Origin of the sequence: Actinoplanes sp. NPDC051513 (genome assembly GCF_044454685.1) — a bacterium.
Classification (GTDB): domain Bacteria; phylum Actinomycetota; class Actinomycetes; order Mycobacteriales; family Micromonosporaceae; genus Actinoplanes.
Genome location: NZ_JBITDW010000001.1, coordinates 762,340 through 776,410, shown reverse-complemented (window position 1 = coordinate 776,410; position 14,071 = coordinate 762,340). Strand labels below are relative to the sequence as shown.

The window sequence follows — 14,071 nt, the reverse complement described above, 5'->3', positions numbered from 1 at the left end:
GTACACCTCGGCCTCCCGGCCTGCGCCGGACGCTGTATTCCAAGAGGTGCCCCACGACGTCGGGCACTTCGGCCAGCCATACTTCGCGCACGTCCTACGCGGCCTCCGCCAACAGCCGCCGTCGTATGTGCTCGACTTCTAGGCCGGCGAACCCCCGGCGCTTGGACCCGAGTTCGACTACATCGGCGGCATCGTTGTCCTCACCATCTGACCGACCGCTGGGCCGAGACGGGTCAGGCGTGTAATGGCTCGGCACGCCTTCGCCCGAGACGATCGCCGGCGCAGTGGGCAGGCGCGCTGTGCCGGCGAACGTCAAACGTGGCTTACCGTGCAGTTGTCTGAACAGTACGGTGCTGGATCGTGGGTGTGGCGGCCGCCGCGGTCACGGCGGCGGTGTTCGTCCCGCCGGTGACGGCCAGGCCGCCGGTCGGCACCGACATCGCGAGGTGCAGGGTGGTTCCGGTGGGTGCGATGGCGACCGCGAGGACCGGGTACGCGTTGCCGCCGGCCAGCACGGAGGTGGAGATGTAGTCGCCGAACATGCGTCCCTGGGAGGTGTTCGGGATCCAGGACAGGTTCATCGGCCCGGCCAGGGCCGTGGCGCTGCTCCAGGACGCGCCACCGTTGGTGGAGGAGATGAAGCCGGCGTCGAGCTGACAGGTGGACGCGGTACACGACGAGTTCGGGTAGAAGTAATAGGTCAAACCGATCCGGGCAGACGCGCCCGAGGTGGCCCGGTCGACGCCGATGCCGGGCACGAAGTGGTCGACCGTGCTGCCGGTGGCATCGATCGGCACGCGGGTCGGCGCGGCCCAGGTGGTCTCGCTGGTCGACTTGGCGACCACGATGTCGTTGCGTGGGCAGCCGCTGCGGAACCGGCAGTCGGACCAGCTGACATAGACGGTGCCCGCGGCGTCGGCCTCGGCGCTCGGCAGGGTTTCCTCGCGCAGGTTGCCGGCCGGGTCGTGATGGCTGATCGTGCTGACCTGGACGGTGGAGCGCCAGGAGGCGCCCCCGTCGGTGCTGCGGAACGAGCGGATCGTGTCGGACAGCGACAGGTACGGCACGATGACGTGGCCGTTGGGCAGCACGACCGGTTGCCCGCCGAGGCCCGTGTGGCTGCCGCCCGGTGCCAGCGCCGCGCCCCAGGTGGCGCCGCCGTTGGTGGAGGTTCTCATCCCGATCGAGTCGCCGGCGTTGGTGATGTCGTACTCGGTGTAGCAGTTGCCGAAGAACGGGCTGCTGGCCGTGTTGTCGCAGGCGATCCAGTTCTTGTCCAGCGAGCCGGTGGCCGTGGTGACCGGGTTGGACCAGGTCAGGCCGCCGTCGGTGGACCGGCTGGTGAGCACGTTCACGGTGGAGCCGCTGATGCCGAGGCTCGAGATGAGCCACACGTTGTGTCGGGCGTCGAAGGCGACCGCGGCGTCGCTGGCCTGCCCGAACGTGCCGCCGCCGTTGGTGGTGATGCCGGGCAGGTAGCCGTGGGTCCAGGTCACTCCGCCGTCGCCGGAGCGGGCCCAGCCGATGTTCGACGCGCCGCCGCCGGAGACCCGGCCCACCTGGAACGCGGAGACGATGGTGCTGCCGAACGCGTACGTGTCTGGTTCCACCTCGCTCTGATGCTGCGCCTGCGCATCGGTGTAGATGTCGGTGCTGACCTGGGTGAGGGGCACGTTGGCCGCCGCGGGCCCGGCGGTCGCGAGGAGTACCGCCGCGACAGCCGGGACGGCCACGACCGTCAGGCGTGCGATGCGGGTGAGGGACAAAGAGTGCTTGCGGGACAAAGAGGATTGTGGATGCATGGGTGACACCGCCTCTTCGGGTTCGCATCGGCCACAAGGGTGTTGCCGGGCAAGGCCGCGCGGCGCGGCCCCCGCGGGGAGGGCCGCGCCGGTGGCGCGGGTTTTATCGGATCGGTACGGCGACGGCGTAGATGTCCTGGTCGTTGGCAACGGAGGCGTTGATCGCGCCGCCCTGGCACACCGCGGGCGGCGTGCTGGGGGTGCCGGTGCCGGGGCACAGGAACAGGTCGACCGGCCGGGTGTCGGACCAGACGGGGTACGCGGTGCGGTTGGTGACCGCGACGCCCGCGTAGTCGCCGTAGAACGTGCCGGTGAACTGCGTCGGCGGCGGCATGCTGGACGACGTGGCCCGGTCGTGCCGGAACGTGGACGCGTTCCGGGACTGCGACACGGTGATGTCCGAGAACCCGGTGTTGTTGTCCGAGCCGTACTGCCGGTCGTAGTAGCTGACCACCAGCGCGCCGTTGGGCGTGTAGGCGGCGCCCTGCCAGAACTGGTCGCTACGGGCCTGGCCGTTCGCCGTGGTCACCACCGGCGCCGTGCGGGGCTCGGTGTTCGCGAAGCTCGCCCCGCCGTTGGCCGACACGGAAAGCAGGATGTCGTTGTTGCAGGTGGTCTTGACGCCGGTGAACAGGTTGGTCCCGGCCGCGGCGAAGCCGGCCGGGGTGCAGCCGGTCGCCTCGTTGGAGTTGCGGTTGATGTACGAGCCGTAGGTCACTGCGACCCGGTTCGGGTGGGTGGGATCGACCGCGCCGATCGGGTAGTTGGTGGCCCGGAAGATCGAGTTGGCCGACGGGCCCTTCTCCGGGATGCAGGCGCGACCGGGGTCGGCGCCGTTCTGGTAAGTCGCGCAGTCGGGCAGGTCGTTGTAGTAGCCGACCCGGACCGGCGGCGAGAAGCTGGCCCCACCGTCGGTGGACTTGGACAGCAGCATCTGGTTGCGGTTCTCCGGCGCGACCACCGCGTTGTTGAAGTTGGCGTACGTCACGTAGAGGGTGCCGTCGGGCGCGGTGAACGGCTGGGAGAACTGGTTCTCGTTGCAGGTGCCTTGCGGGGTCGGCAGGCCGAACGTGTTGTCGCACAGCGCGCTGTTCGAGCTCACCAGGACCGGCGCGCTGAAGGTCTCGCCGTAGTCGGCCGAGTACGCCTCGTAGATGTAGCCGGTGCCGTCGGCGGCGAACGTCGTCCAGGTCACGTAGACCCGGTCGCGGAACGGGCTGGTCCGGCTGTTGTCGACGGTCAGCAACTGCTTGTCCAGCAGGAAGTCACCAGCGCCGGCGACGTCGTTGTGCTCGACCACCGGGCGGCCCGGGAAGTTCCACGAAGCGCCGTTGGTCCCGGTGGACCGGAACACGTAGAACGCGCTGGACTGATCGGGGTTGGCCGAGGCGACGAGCCCGCGCATGAACGCCTGGCAGGAGAGGTACGCGTTGCCGCGGGTGTCCCAGGCGACCGAGGTGTCGCCGCCGGCCTGCCAGTACTGCCGGGCGCCGCCGAACGTCGTGCCCCGGGTGAAGCCGTTGGGGGTGGTGGAGTCGGCCCACGTCCGGCCGGCGTCCTGGGAGTACGACACGCCGCAGGTGCCGTCACCACGGCGGTAGTCATTGTAGCTGGCGATCACGTGGCTCGCGTTGTTCGGATCGACCGCCACCCACGTCTCGTTCTGCGCCTGCGCCCGGCCCTGCAGATCGGGGTCGGTGATGTTCAGGCAGTTCTGGTTGACCTTGACGTTGCTGCCGAAGTGGTCGGTGCAGGTAGCGGTGGTCGCTTTGAACTGGCCGGCCGGCGCTGCCTGACGCGCGGCGGACTGGACGCCGCCCAGCTCGGAGGTGAGGAGCCCGGAGGCTAGCCGCTTCTGGATGCTGTTGAGCTGCGCGTAGCCGAACGGCGCCGCGGCCGCGGTCGAGCCGGTCACCACATTCAGCGAGAGCGCGACCAAAGCACCGGCCGCCAGGAAAGTGACAGTACGTCGTAATCGCGTCATGAAATGAGCCCCCTTGCTCGAAGATCGCGATTTTCTGCCGACATCGACCGAGGTTAGGCCTCATTGGACATTGATCAAAATCGACCTTTTGGTCAGCGGGGCCGACAGAATCGTTCAGCAGTAGACTCTTATTTCGACGAATTTCTAAGCCGGATCAGCGGCCAGGTGGAACTCGTGCGCCGCCGCGGCGTCAAATAGGTATGAGCGAACGGCGGCATTCACGATCATGGGGCCGACGCGCGGCGTACTTAATGATCGTTTTTCTTTTGGAGCTTCAGGCATGCGCGGGTGCCGGGCGGACGATCGAGCCGCCCCGGACCGTCTCCAGCGAGGAGGCCACGGCGATGTCGCACCTTCGACAAGTCGGCCCCGAGCGTCAGAACGGCGAGGTCGTGCTCCGCTACGGCGACTGCCTCCAAGTGACCCCACCCGAGGGGCTGGGCGGCTGGCGGGTGACGGAGTACCCCACGGACATCATCCGGCTCGATGGCAGCGCCGCGGCAGCGCCCAGCCACACCTTCGATGCCGTCGCGATAGGCCAGGGACAAATCTCGCTAGCGCCGGCCGCGCCATCCCCTTCGGCGGTCGCCGCCTTCACTATCCGGGTTCGGGTGATGCGCAACAACGTCCAGCCACCGCGATCATAGAAGCAGAGCTCCCGCCGGTCGTCGAGCCGAGGTCGGGTCCACTGTGGCTGATAGAGCGGCAGTCGGGACGCGCAGCGCTTCGGGCACTTGCCTTTGGATGATGAGGTTCCGGGCGGAAAACGGCGTAGCGCATTTGTCGTGATCAAAGTGACGGCTTTTCCGTCCGGCCTTCCCATGCGCCCGCAACGCGCCGAAACTGGCCAGCGACCTATCACCCTGCGTGATTGTTTTGTTGCACGCGGGTGGATGCCTTCATCGATGAAGGAGATCCATGTTCAGGACACGTTCCTTGGTCGCCGGCGCCGCCCTCGCCATCATTCTGGCTCCGCTTGGCGTCCCCTCAAGCGCGTCGGCGGCCCCCGCCGCCAGCCCGCGCCTCGTCCACAAGGTCGGCACCGGCTCCTACCAGGTGACCGGCATTGGCAGCGGGCTGCCCGCATCGCTCGCCACCGAGATTCGCCGCGACGCCGGGCCCGAGGCCGGCCTCGCCGCCATCGCCGCGGCGCCGGCCGGTGCGAACCGAAGCCTGGCACCGTCGCGCCGCGCGCCGAGTGCGTCGAAGGCGGCGGGCGCAGCCGGCACCGTACACACCAACCCCCGGCTGGTGCGCAGCTTCGACGGGCTCAACCACCGCGACCAGCGCACCGCCAACAACGGCAACCAGTTCAGCCTGGAGCCGCCGGACCAGGCGCTGTGCGTCGGGAACGGCTCCGTCGTCGAGGCCGTCAACGACGCCTTCCGGGTGCGCAACCCTGACGGCAGCGCGCGGACCGGCGTCGTCGACCTCAACACCTTCTACGGATACCCGCCGACGATCAACCGCACCACCGGCGTCTTCGGGCCCGTGATCACCGACCCGACCTGCCTGTACGACCCCACGACGCGGCACTTCTTCCTGGTCGTGCTCACCCTCGAGTCGACCGAGGACGGCGAGCTGACCGGCGACAACCACCTCGACATCGCGGTGACCGCCGATCCGGCCGGCACCTGGGACATCTACCGGCTCGATGTGACCGACGACGGCACCAACGGCACCCCGGTGCACCCGCACTGCCCGTGCATCGGCGACTACCCCCACGTCGGCGTGGACGCGAACGGGTTCTACGTCACGACCAACGAGTACTCGTTCTTCGGAACCGAGTTCAACAGCGCGCAGATCTACGCGTTCAGCAAGCGGGCGCTCGCCCGCGGCGACGCCGACGTGCTGGTCACCCAGCTCGACACGACCGCGGCCGATCGGGGCCTCAACGGCTTCACCATCTGGGCGGCGCAGTCGCCGTCGACCGGTGACTACGAGCAGGGCCAGAACGGCACGGCGTACTTCCTGTCGTCCAACGCCGCCGAGGAGGCCACCGGCACCCAGGACTACGTCTCCACCAGCATCGTTACCTGGTCGCTGACCAACACGAGATCGTTGGACACGGCCCGGCCGAACCTCCGGCTGCAGGACACCCGGGTCGGCGTGCGCCGCTACTCGCTGCCGCCGCTGTCCAACCAGAAGACCGGGCCGATCCCGCTGGCCGAGTGCCTCAACGACGACCCGTGCGCCACGTTCCTGCTCGGCGCGCCCGACCCGGCCAAGCCCGAGGTCGAGTCGCCGCTGGACAGCAACGACACCCGCATGCAGCAAGTGACCTACGCGGACGGCAAGCTGTACGGCGCGCTGGACACGGCGGTCACCGTCGGCGGCGCGACCAAGGCGGGCGTCGGCTGGTACATAGTCCGGCCGCAGCTCCAGCGTGGCGTCCTCCGGGCCGGCCTGGTCACGCAGGGTCAACTCGGCCTCGCCGGGAACAACCTGACGTATCCCGCGATCGGCGTCAACGCCGCCGGCCACGGCGTCATGTCGTTCACCCTGGTCGGCGACGGGTACTACCCGTCCGCGGCGTACTCGGCGTTCGACGGGCGCACCGGGGCGGGGGCCATCTACCTGGCCAAGGCCGGCGTCGGGCCGCAGGACGGCTTCAGCGGCTACAAGGCGTTCGGCGACCCGCCACGCCCGCGCTGGGGCGACTACGGCGCCACTGCGGTGGACGGGTCGAACATCTGGATCGCCGCCGAGTACATCGCACAACGCTGCACCCTGGCCGAGTACGAGGCCGCCCCGTTCGGCAGTTGCGGCGGCACCCGCACCGCGCTGGCCAACTGGGCCACCCGGATCAGCCTGATCCAACCGTGAACCGCTGAATACCGGGCCGCCCCGCCAACCGGGGCGGCCCGGATCAGCCGGAACCGGCCACCCGACCCGTCCGTCCAACCGAAATGCCACGCGCACCGCTCCGCCCGCTGACCGCGGCCGTCGCCGTGGTCCTCGCCGTGGCGCCGGCCGCCTGCGGGTCCGGCGCGCCGTCGGCGAGCCCGTACACCCGCACCATCTCGCGGCAGCCGGCCGCCTCCGCCACGTCGCTGCCGGCTCCCACCACGTCGCCGCCGGCTCCCACCACGTCGCCGCCGGCTCCCACCACCTCGGCGTCGGCCGGCACGCTACCGACGACCGCCCCACCGCCCACTGGCGCCGGCCTGCGCGGCCGGACCGTCGTCCTGAACTGTCCGGCCGACCGCGCCGACCCGCCCTGCCCCGGCACTCCGGTGCGGGCCCGCGTCGTCGTCCTGAACCGAACCGGCCAGACCACCCTCGCCACCGCCGACACCGGGGCCGACGGCTGGTTCACGGTCGCCCTGCCGGCGGGCAGCTACGTGATCCGAGCCGCCCCGATCGGCGCCCGCCCGGCCCGGCGCCCGACGATCCGCCAGGTCACGGTCTCGGCCGGGCACTACACGACAATCACCATCCGGCTCATCACCGGCCTGCGCTAGGTGCACGGCTCGAGGTGCTGCGGGACCCTTCATCGTCGACCAGACCTTCTCGACCGGGTTGAGCTCGGGTGCGTAGGCAGGCAGCTGGTAGACCCGCAGCCACGTCCGGGCGGCGATCGCCGCCCGGATGGCGGGGGTCTTGTGTGTGGACAGCCCGTCCCAGACCAGCACGATCGGGGCCTTCAGTTGCTGGTGAGCGGCGTCCAGCAGCCTTATCAACTCCGGCTCCCGGAAACCCTTTGGCTGGCCTTTACGGCCCCGACACAGCAGCGTGCGGTAGATCAACCGGCTGCGTTCACCGGGCCGGTAGCAGCACAACCCGGCCACCGACACCCGCACGGTGCCCTTGGCGGTCACCTTCACCACCGGAGTGACACCCCGCGGCGCCCAAGTGGTGGCCTTGTGCGCCTTCAGCGTCTGGCCACACTCGTCGGCGAAGCAGATCCAGGCGGACGTCCGCGCGGCGACTCTTTTACCGCCGGCCACTGATACCGGCGCCAGTGCGCGATCGCGGCCTCGTCCCGCTCGATCGCACGGTGGATCGGCAGTTGCGGGGTATACCCGAGCCGGCGCATCGCTTGCCACGCTGTGGTGATCGAGACACGCAGCCGGCCGATCCCATTGGGGGTTCGCGACCGCGATGATCGCGACTATGGTCTCGAAGCCGAGTTCCGGGTCCGCAAGCAGCCGGGCATATGTAGCGAGGTCGCGTTCGCTGGGGACCGGGGCCGCGGCGAGGTGGGTGTGCCATCCCCGGCGAGGACAGCTAGCAACAACACAAGATCATGTCGCATGAATTCCCCTACATCCTGGCGCACGGCCAGCCAAAAAGCACTTGGGTAACAAATGCCATGTGCGCGTCCGCGAGGTCAGATGATGCTGATACGGCGAGTCAGCCGAACCGGACGTCGTAGATACGTTCGGGCTCCTGCCCATGATCCGAACCTGCGCCAGCTACCCCGTTCGCCCAACGCCTGTTGCGGAACGCACCCCGTTTACCCCCGAAACTAGTCCCAAGCATTGATCGACAGTGGCAAGGGATGCCTAGCGTCTTGTGGTTTCCAAGCAGGTCAATGCCAAGATTTGACGAGCGATGACAAGTCCGGAGGCGTGACGTTCGGTAACCAGAGGTCGCAGGTTCAAATCCTGTCCCCGCTACGAGTCCAGGGCCCTCTGTCCGCGGAAAGCGCGGACCGAGGGCCTCTTCGCATATCTGCTCCGGGGCCGAGCCCCGGAAACCCCGCGTTGCAATGGTTGCGCACGGGCGCATGGCGCACGGGCGCATGGCGCACGGGCGCATGGCGCACGGGCGTTCGCTACCGCTCTCCTCCGGGGCGAGGCCCCGGACGCTGCCGGGCGCGGGTAGCTGGTTATCGGGCTGGGTCTGGGCGGGTGGGTTGGAAGATCTCTTCTATGGGCAGGGCGAAAACTTCGGCGAGGGTGAAAGCCAGGGGGAGGCTGGGGTCGTAGCGCTCTGTTTCGATGGCGTTGATGGCCTGGCGGGAGACCTTGCAGCGGTCGGCCAGGTCGGCCTGGCTCCAGCGGCGGGCTGCACGCAGTTCGCGTAGTCGGTTTTTCATTGGCGTGGGGCTTTATCGGTGCACGCGTGTGCGCAGGTCGGCGATCGTCAGCCAGAGTGCCACGCCGCCCAGGAGGATCAGCTGCGCTAGCTGGTGGAGCTGGATGATGTCGGTGGCGTCTAGCACGGTGGCTACCTGCAGTGCCACTAGGACGGCTGCGAAGGCGATGGCCATGCTTTCCAGCTGGATCTTTCGGAGGTACTCGTCTGCACGCCGGAACGCCCGGAACAGGACCCAGGCCACGGCGAGCGCGAACGCGGCGGTGGCCGATATCCACCAGGCCTTCTGAGCGGGGCTCTGATCGGGATTGCTGCCCAGTGCCAGGGCCACCGGGCCCAGGAGGGCCACGGGTAGACCGTCGATGAGGACGGCGCGGCGGGCCGCGCGCGTCGCTTGATCCTGCTGTTCCGCCATAGCATGAAGGTAAGGCGTCCGTTCCATATGGTCAAGTGTCCCTGACTATATGGAAGGTGAACATTACACTTTTGCCCGTGGTGAGCGAGTTTTTTCGGGGGCGGTGTCGATCCGCGGCGCGGCCGTTCGTGGCTCTGATGAGAGGCCGGAACCAGCCGGTCCACCGAGTTGCCGGAGGGCATCATGACCACCACCACCACGAACCCGACCCGCACCAGCTACCTGTTCCGGGACGGCGTTGTCGCTCTCGTGACCGCCAGTGTTGCCACCGTCAGCGTCGCCGCCGTGGGGCACGCGGCGGGGGTCAGTCTCGACGTGGATGGTGCGCCGATCCCGATCCTCGGGTTCGGCACACTGACCGCGCTGTTCTCGGTCGTGGGACTGGTTCTCGCCGCCGTGCTGGGCCGGACGGTGCGGCACGCGCGCCGGGCCTTCGTCCGGACTACGGTCGTGCTGACCGCGCTGTCGCTGGTTCCGGACCTGCTCGTCGCCGCGGGCCCGGCCACCCGGGCCCTGCTGATGCTCACGCATCTGGTCGCCGCCGCCATCGTCATCCCCGCGGTCGCCCGCCGGCTGCCCGCCTGATCTCCGCACATGGAGGTGTTCGCCACGAGCCGCATGGACGTCGACGGCGTCTACCGGAACGAGCACGGCCGCTGCGTGGCCACGCTCGTCCGCCTCCTCGGCGACATCGACCTTGCCGAGGAGGCCGTGCAGGACGCCTTCGCCGTGGCGCTGGAGAAATTGGGCCGAGCTGCCGCCCAACCCGGGCGCTTCGCCCAGCCCTCACGATTTGCTGCGCTGACGTGGTGCGAAAGCCCGCGCTGCGATCAGGTCGAGGACGAGTGTGGCGGCGTTGGCGGCGGCCAGCTCCTGGGCGTCCGAATTCTTGTCGCGCCCCCAGTCGCAGATGCCCTTGACCACGATCCACTCGGTGCCGGCCCGGACCGACGACGCGTATACGCCGGCGCCTTCCATCTCGCCGCCCTCGGCATCGGGATAGCGTGCCTTCAGCGCCTCGCGCAGCGGTCCGGAGTCGACCAGCACGTCCCAGGAGAGCAGCAGGCCGAGCCACATCCGGACACCCGGCGGCGGCGCCGCGACGCGGAATCGCTCGACCAGCCGATGGCCCGCGGTGACCTTGTCGCCGCGATCTCGGATCTCCGTCTCTCCCGCCCGGACGCTGATCACCTGAAGCTGCTCGGTGACGATGACGTCGCCGAGGCGTTGCCGCTCCTCCCGCAGCCCGAAGCAGATCCCCAGCATGATCACGTAGCCCGGCTGCCACTCGTCGAGGAGTAGCGGGAGGCTGTACGGCGCCGAGACCAGGCTGGTCATGCCTTGGCCGACGTGGGCGAGCACCACGTCCGTGCCGCCGATGACCCCGAGCCGGTGCACGGGATGGCCGTCGCCGAACTCGCGCACCGGATCGGCGCCCCGGTAGGTCCGGGCCTGCCGCAGCACCGCCTCCTGCTCGACCGGCGTGGCCACCACCAGGAGCACTCGCTCCCGCCCGTACATCTCGCTCATCCGCTGCTCGTGCTCCGCACCCAGCAGCTTGCGGTATCCGGCGTAGCGGACGCCGCCGGCGACCGCCACCACGACCGTGAACAGCAGCATGAACTCGGCCATCAGGCCGGCGCCGCGGGCGAGGGGCGTCGCCGCCGTCAGGCCCGGCGGTTCCTGCCACATCAGCCGATAGCCGAACCACTCCAGAGCCGTCGTGTAGGTCGCGGGCCGGCCCGTGCACGTCCCGGCGCAGGCGTTCCGCTCGGCCTGTGCCACCAACGACGCCAGTACCAGCAACAGAACGGTGATCACTGCGAGCCAGAGGAAGACGAACGAGCCGGTGTCGACGAACCGATGCCGGCGGGCCGGTAGTTGCCGCGGAATACGCACGCTGATCTCCCGGTCGTCGCTGTCGTCCAGCCCCTCGGCCCAGCCGGCCACCCGGGCGCGCATCGTGGAGGTGGTGATGCCGCCCCGCGGGCAGGCCAGGGCGACGTCGGGCCCGGCCAGCGCGACCAGCCGCCCGGCGACGGCGGCGAGCAGGTCAGCCGCCCCGCGTTCGTCGTCGTGGTGGCAAAGGCGCATCGTCCACTCCTCGTACGGCAGCCGTTCAGCGGCCACCTGGCCGGCCCGGGGCCGCCCGCGGACCAGGGCCCGTAGCCCGCGCCAGGCCGTCGCGAGAAGGCTGACCACCTGATCGGCCAGTACCACGAGGAACAAAAGGGCCTCGAGGATGGTGAGCGCGAACCAGGTCGCCACCGGGCCGATCAGTCCGTGCAGCGCCGCGATGGCGAACGCCAGCACGACGAAGAGGACGAACACGAAGGCCAGCATGACCAGCGACCACTGCTGATCGATCCACCGGAGTGCTCGGCCCCGATCGCTGGGCGCACGGTCGGCAGGCCGGCTGAGCATGGCGAACGAGCGTGGACCCTGCCAGATCAGGCGGCCTTCCCCGGCCGCCCGGTACAGCTGGAGCGAGACGGGTGCCCGCGTACGGAAAAGGCCGAGCGTGCGGGGACGCAGGAAACGGATGGTTTCGGCCCCGACCTCGGCGGCGCGCACGGAGCGCGCGGCCGCACGGCAGTCCCGCATCGCCGGCCGTCGCACGCCTCCGAGACTGGTCATACCGTGAGGGGGCGCATCGCGGGGGATGAGTAACCGGTCGGGACGCGTACGCCATCGAGCCATGCGGTCAGCCGGACCGCCTCGCGCTCCAGGGCCCGTCGCTCGGCCGGCGTGATCTCCTCGAGCAGGCGGACCTCGACCACGCCGGCCGCGTCCTGCACCCAGCAGCCGACCACCCGGCCGTTCACCCAGGCGGTGGTGCCGGCGTTGCCGGTGCGGTCGAACAGGTGCCGGCGGTGCGGGCCCAGGTAGAAGTCGCGGCCCTTCCAGCCCATCACGGTCGGGTCCAGCACCGGCAGCAGAGCCACCCACGGGCCGGGGTCGGCGACCTCGTCGAGGTCGTCGGGCAGCAGCCAGCCGGTCTCGCCGTGGTCGAGCGCGACCGCTACCGTGCCGAGCTCGGCCAGCGCGGCCCGCACCACGGACTTGGTCGAGCCGAGCCACCAGACCAGGTCGTCCTCGGTGCCGGGACCGAACGAGCGCAGCCAGCGGGCGATCAGCTCGCGGTAGCCGGCGGCGGGATCCCACGGTGGCGGCACGTCGCCCAGCCACTCGGCCATCAGCGTCCAGCTTGGGCGGGAGGTCGGCCACCTGCCGGTGTTGACGCCGCGCACCACGTCGGCGGTGAGGCCCAGGTGGGTGAGGACCCGGGACGCCGACCACATCTCGCCGGGGCCCGCCTCAACCTTCACGTCGATCATCGGTACGGCGCGGCGGACGTCGCCCGCGGGGAGACCGCCGGGTGCGCCGGACAGCACCGCCAGGACCTCGGCGCGGGCATTGTCCAGCCAAGCGTTGCCGTCCGCGGCCAGGCCGGCCTTGACCACGTCGCGGGCCATCCGGGCGCGCTCGGTGGCGGCTACCCGGGCGGACGCGCTGGGCCAGACCGCGGGGAGCAGGTCACGCGGGAAGACGAACAGGGTGCGGCGCATGGCTAACTGCTTCACCAGGGTGCGGTCGGTGTAGAGCGCCCGGTCGACGTCGGCGACGCCCAGCGACTCGGCTCGTGCCCGGCAGGAAAGGTAGACGGTGGCCGGCTCGGTGGCGTGCAGGACCGTCAGCGCCCGGGTCACCGCCTCGGGAGTGGGCATGCGGAAGGCGGGCGCCAGCGCGTGCCGCACGGCCAGGCGGGCGCGTCGCTCGTCGTCGGTCACGTGCCGCATCGCGCCATCCTGACACGCCACGTCCTACCCTTGGGCGCGTGCCCGCCGAGACCGCCGAACGCCTCCATCGCGTGGCCGTGCTCGTGCTCGAGGGCGCGAAACCGCTGGACGTCGGCATCCCGGCGCAGGTCTTCACGACCCGGGCGAGCGTGCCGTACGAGGTGCGGGTGTGCGGGCCGGCGCCGGGCCTGGTCACCGGCGGCGACGGCCTGTCCTACCACGTGGCCGACGGGCTCGACGCGCTGAGCTGGGCCGACATCGTGTTCATCCCCGGGTACCGCTTTCCGGACCGGGAGGATCCGCCGCCGGTGGTCGTCGGGGCGCTCCAGCGGGCGCACGCGCGGGGCGCCCGGCTCGCGGCCATCTCCACCGGCGCGTTCGCGCTGGCCGCCACGGGACTGCTGGACGGCAAGCGGGCCACCACGCACTGGCACTACACGCGGGCGCTCGCGGCCAGGCATCCGCAGATCCGCGTCGACGAGAACGTGCTCTTCGTCGACGAGGGCAGCGTGCTCACCTCGGCCGGCGCCGCCTCGGGCATCGACCTGTGCCTGCACATCCTGCGCGGCGACCTCGGGGTGGCCGCGTCCAACCACGCTGCCCGGCGCCTCGTCGCCGCGCCCTACCGCACCGGCGGCCAGGCGCAGTACGTCCCGCGCAGCGTCCCGGAGCCGCTCGGCGAACGGTTCGCCGCCACCCGGGAGTGGGCGCTGCGCCGCCTCGGCAAGCCGCTCACCCTCGACGTGCTGGCCCGGCACGCCGCGGTGTCGCCGCGCACGTTCTCGCGGCGTTTCCTCGAGGACACCGGGCTCACGCCGATGCAATGGGTGTTGCTCGCCCGCCTCGACCTGGCCCGCGAGCTGCTGGAGCTGTCCGAGCGCAGCATCGAGCAGATCGCCGGCGACGTGGGTCTGGGCACGGGCTCGAACCTGCGGCTGCACTTCCAGCGCGTCCTGGGAACGACACCGAGCCAGTACCGCCGCACCTTCGCGAGCGGTGGCTAGATCCTTGCGAACCGTGGCGCGAG

12 protein-coding genes and 1 pseudogene are annotated in these 14,071 nt (G+C 70.2%); 5 read left to right on the top strand and 8 right to left on the bottom strand.

What is annotated here, in order from left to right; all coding sequences use genetic code 11:
* Positions 1-323: 323 nt before the first annotated feature.
* A complete protein-coding gene (locus ACIA5D_RS03695) occupies positions 324-1,802 on the bottom strand; it encodes a sialidase family protein (RefSeq protein WP_396028250.1) in 1,479 nt (492 codons plus the stop codon).
* Between the two features lie 103 nt (positions 1,803-1,905).
* Positions 1,906-3,786 carry an exo-alpha-sialidase gene (locus tag ACIA5D_RS03690; protein ID WP_396028249.1) on the bottom strand — a complete coding sequence of 627 codons (1,881 nt, stop codon included), beginning with the start codon at positions 3,784-3,786 and terminating at the stop codon, positions 1,906-1,908.
* Positions 3,787-4,130: 344 nt separating this feature from the next.
* On the opposite strand from ACIA5D_RS03690, the gene ACIA5D_RS03685 reads away from it, so the two are divergent.
* From ACIA5D_RS03685 to ACIA5D_RS03675, 3 genes are all read left to right on the top strand, one after another.
* Positions 4,131-4,433, top strand: coding sequence for a hypothetical protein (locus ACIA5D_RS03685; protein WP_396028248.1), 303 nt, complete (start codon positions 4,131-4,133; stop codon positions 4,431-4,433).
* A gap of 271 nt (positions 4,434-4,704) precedes the next feature.
* The gene (locus ACIA5D_RS03680) at positions 4,705-6,612 is read left to right on the top strand and encodes a hypothetical protein (protein WP_396028247.1); all 1,908 of its coding nucleotides are present in this window, start codon (positions 4,705-4,707) and stop codon (positions 6,610-6,612) included.
* A gap of 83 nt (positions 6,613-6,695) precedes the next feature.
* A complete protein-coding gene (locus tag ACIA5D_RS03675; RefSeq protein WP_396028246.1) occupies positions 6,696-7,250 on the top strand; it encodes a carboxypeptidase-like regulatory domain-containing protein in 555 nt (184 codons plus the stop codon).
* Positions 7,251-7,334: 84 nt separating this feature from the next.
* On the opposite strand, the pseudogene ACIA5D_RS03670 reads toward ACIA5D_RS03675, so the two are convergent.
* The 4 genes and pseudogenes from ACIA5D_RS03670 to ACIA5D_RS03655 all read right to left on the bottom strand — a co-directional run.
* Positions 7,335-7,736: pseudogene (locus ACIA5D_RS03670) on the bottom strand (transposase); the annotation flags it as partial.
* A complete protein-coding gene (locus tag ACIA5D_RS03665; protein ID WP_396028593.1) occupies positions 7,661-7,846 on the bottom strand; it encodes a winged helix-turn-helix domain-containing protein in 186 nt (61 codons plus the stop codon). The gene ACIA5D_RS03665 and the pseudogene ACIA5D_RS03670, both read right to left, overlap by 76 nt.
* Before the next feature lie 774 nt (positions 7,847-8,620).
* Complete coding sequence (locus ACIA5D_RS03660; protein WP_396028245.1) at positions 8,621-8,830, bottom strand: helix-turn-helix transcriptional regulator; 210 nt, start codon at positions 8,828-8,830, stop codon at positions 8,621-8,623.
* A 12-nt stretch (positions 8,831-8,842) separates the two neighbouring features.
* The gene (locus ACIA5D_RS03655; RefSeq protein WP_396028244.1) at positions 8,843-9,244 is read right to left on the bottom strand and encodes a hypothetical protein; all 402 of its coding nucleotides are present in this window, start codon (positions 9,242-9,244) and stop codon (positions 8,843-8,845) included.
* A gap of 183 nt (positions 9,245-9,427) precedes the next feature.
* Between ACIA5D_RS03655 and ACIA5D_RS03650 the strand changes: the two genes are divergently transcribed.
* Complete coding sequence (locus ACIA5D_RS03650; protein ID WP_396028243.1) at positions 9,428-9,829, top strand: DUF6069 family protein; 402 nt, start codon at positions 9,428-9,430, stop codon at positions 9,827-9,829.
* A 201-nt stretch (positions 9,830-10,030) separates the two neighbouring features.
* Here ACIA5D_RS03650 and ACIA5D_RS03645 read toward each other — a convergent pair whose 3' ends face one another.
* Entirely contained in the window at positions 10,031-11,881 is a 1,851-nt protein-coding gene (locus ACIA5D_RS03645; RefSeq protein WP_396028242.1) for a hypothetical protein, read from the bottom strand.
* Positions 11,878-13,044 carry a winged helix DNA-binding domain-containing protein gene (locus tag ACIA5D_RS03640; protein ID WP_396028241.1) on the bottom strand — a complete coding sequence of 389 codons (1,167 nt, stop codon included), beginning with the start codon at positions 13,042-13,044 and terminating at the stop codon, positions 11,878-11,880. The genes ACIA5D_RS03645 and ACIA5D_RS03640 overlap by 4 nt, the downstream gene beginning before the upstream one ends.
* Positions 13,045-13,082: 38 nt before the next feature.
* Between ACIA5D_RS03640 and ACIA5D_RS03635 the strand changes: the two genes are divergently transcribed.
* Complete coding sequence (locus ACIA5D_RS03635) at positions 13,083-14,048, top strand: GlxA family transcriptional regulator (RefSeq protein WP_396028240.1); 966 nt, start codon at positions 13,083-13,085, stop codon at positions 14,046-14,048.
* Positions 14,049-14,071: the final 23 nt, after the last annotated feature.

Coding starts and splice junctions, on each gene's coding strand:
- ACIA5D_RS03695 (WP_396028250.1), bottom strand. CDS start 1,802: ATGCATCCACAATCCTCTTTGTCCCGCAAGCACTCTTTGTCCCTCACC.
- ACIA5D_RS03690 (WP_396028249.1), bottom strand. CDS start 3,786: ATGACGCGATTACGACGTACTGTCACTTTCCTGGCGGCCGGTGCTTTG.
- ACIA5D_RS03685 (WP_396028248.1), top strand. CDS start 4,131: ATGTCGCACCTTCGACAAGTCGGCCCCGAGCGTCAGAACGGCGAGGTC.
- ACIA5D_RS03680 (WP_396028247.1), top strand. CDS start 4,705: ATGTTCAGGACACGTTCCTTGGTCGCCGGCGCCGCCCTCGCCATCATT.
- ACIA5D_RS03675 (WP_396028246.1), top strand. CDS start 6,696: ATGCCACGCGCACCGCTCCGCCCGCTGACCGCGGCCGTCGCCGTGGTC.
- ACIA5D_RS03660 (WP_396028245.1), bottom strand. CDS start 8,830: ATGAAAAACCGACTACGCGAACTGCGTGCAGCCCGCCGCTGGAGCCAG.
- ACIA5D_RS03655 (WP_396028244.1), bottom strand. CDS start 9,244: ATGGCGGAACAGCAGGATCAAGCGACGCGCGCGGCCCGCCGCGCCGTC.
- ACIA5D_RS03650 (WP_396028243.1), top strand. CDS start 9,428: ATGACCACCACCACCACGAACCCGACCCGCACCAGCTACCTGTTCCGG.
- ACIA5D_RS03645 (WP_396028242.1), bottom strand. CDS start 11,881: ATGACCAGTCTCGGAGGCGTGCGACGGCCGGCGATGCGGGACTGCCGT.
- ACIA5D_RS03640 (WP_396028241.1), bottom strand. CDS start 13,044: ATGCGGCACGTGACCGACGACGAGCGACGCGCCCGCCTGGCCGTGCGG.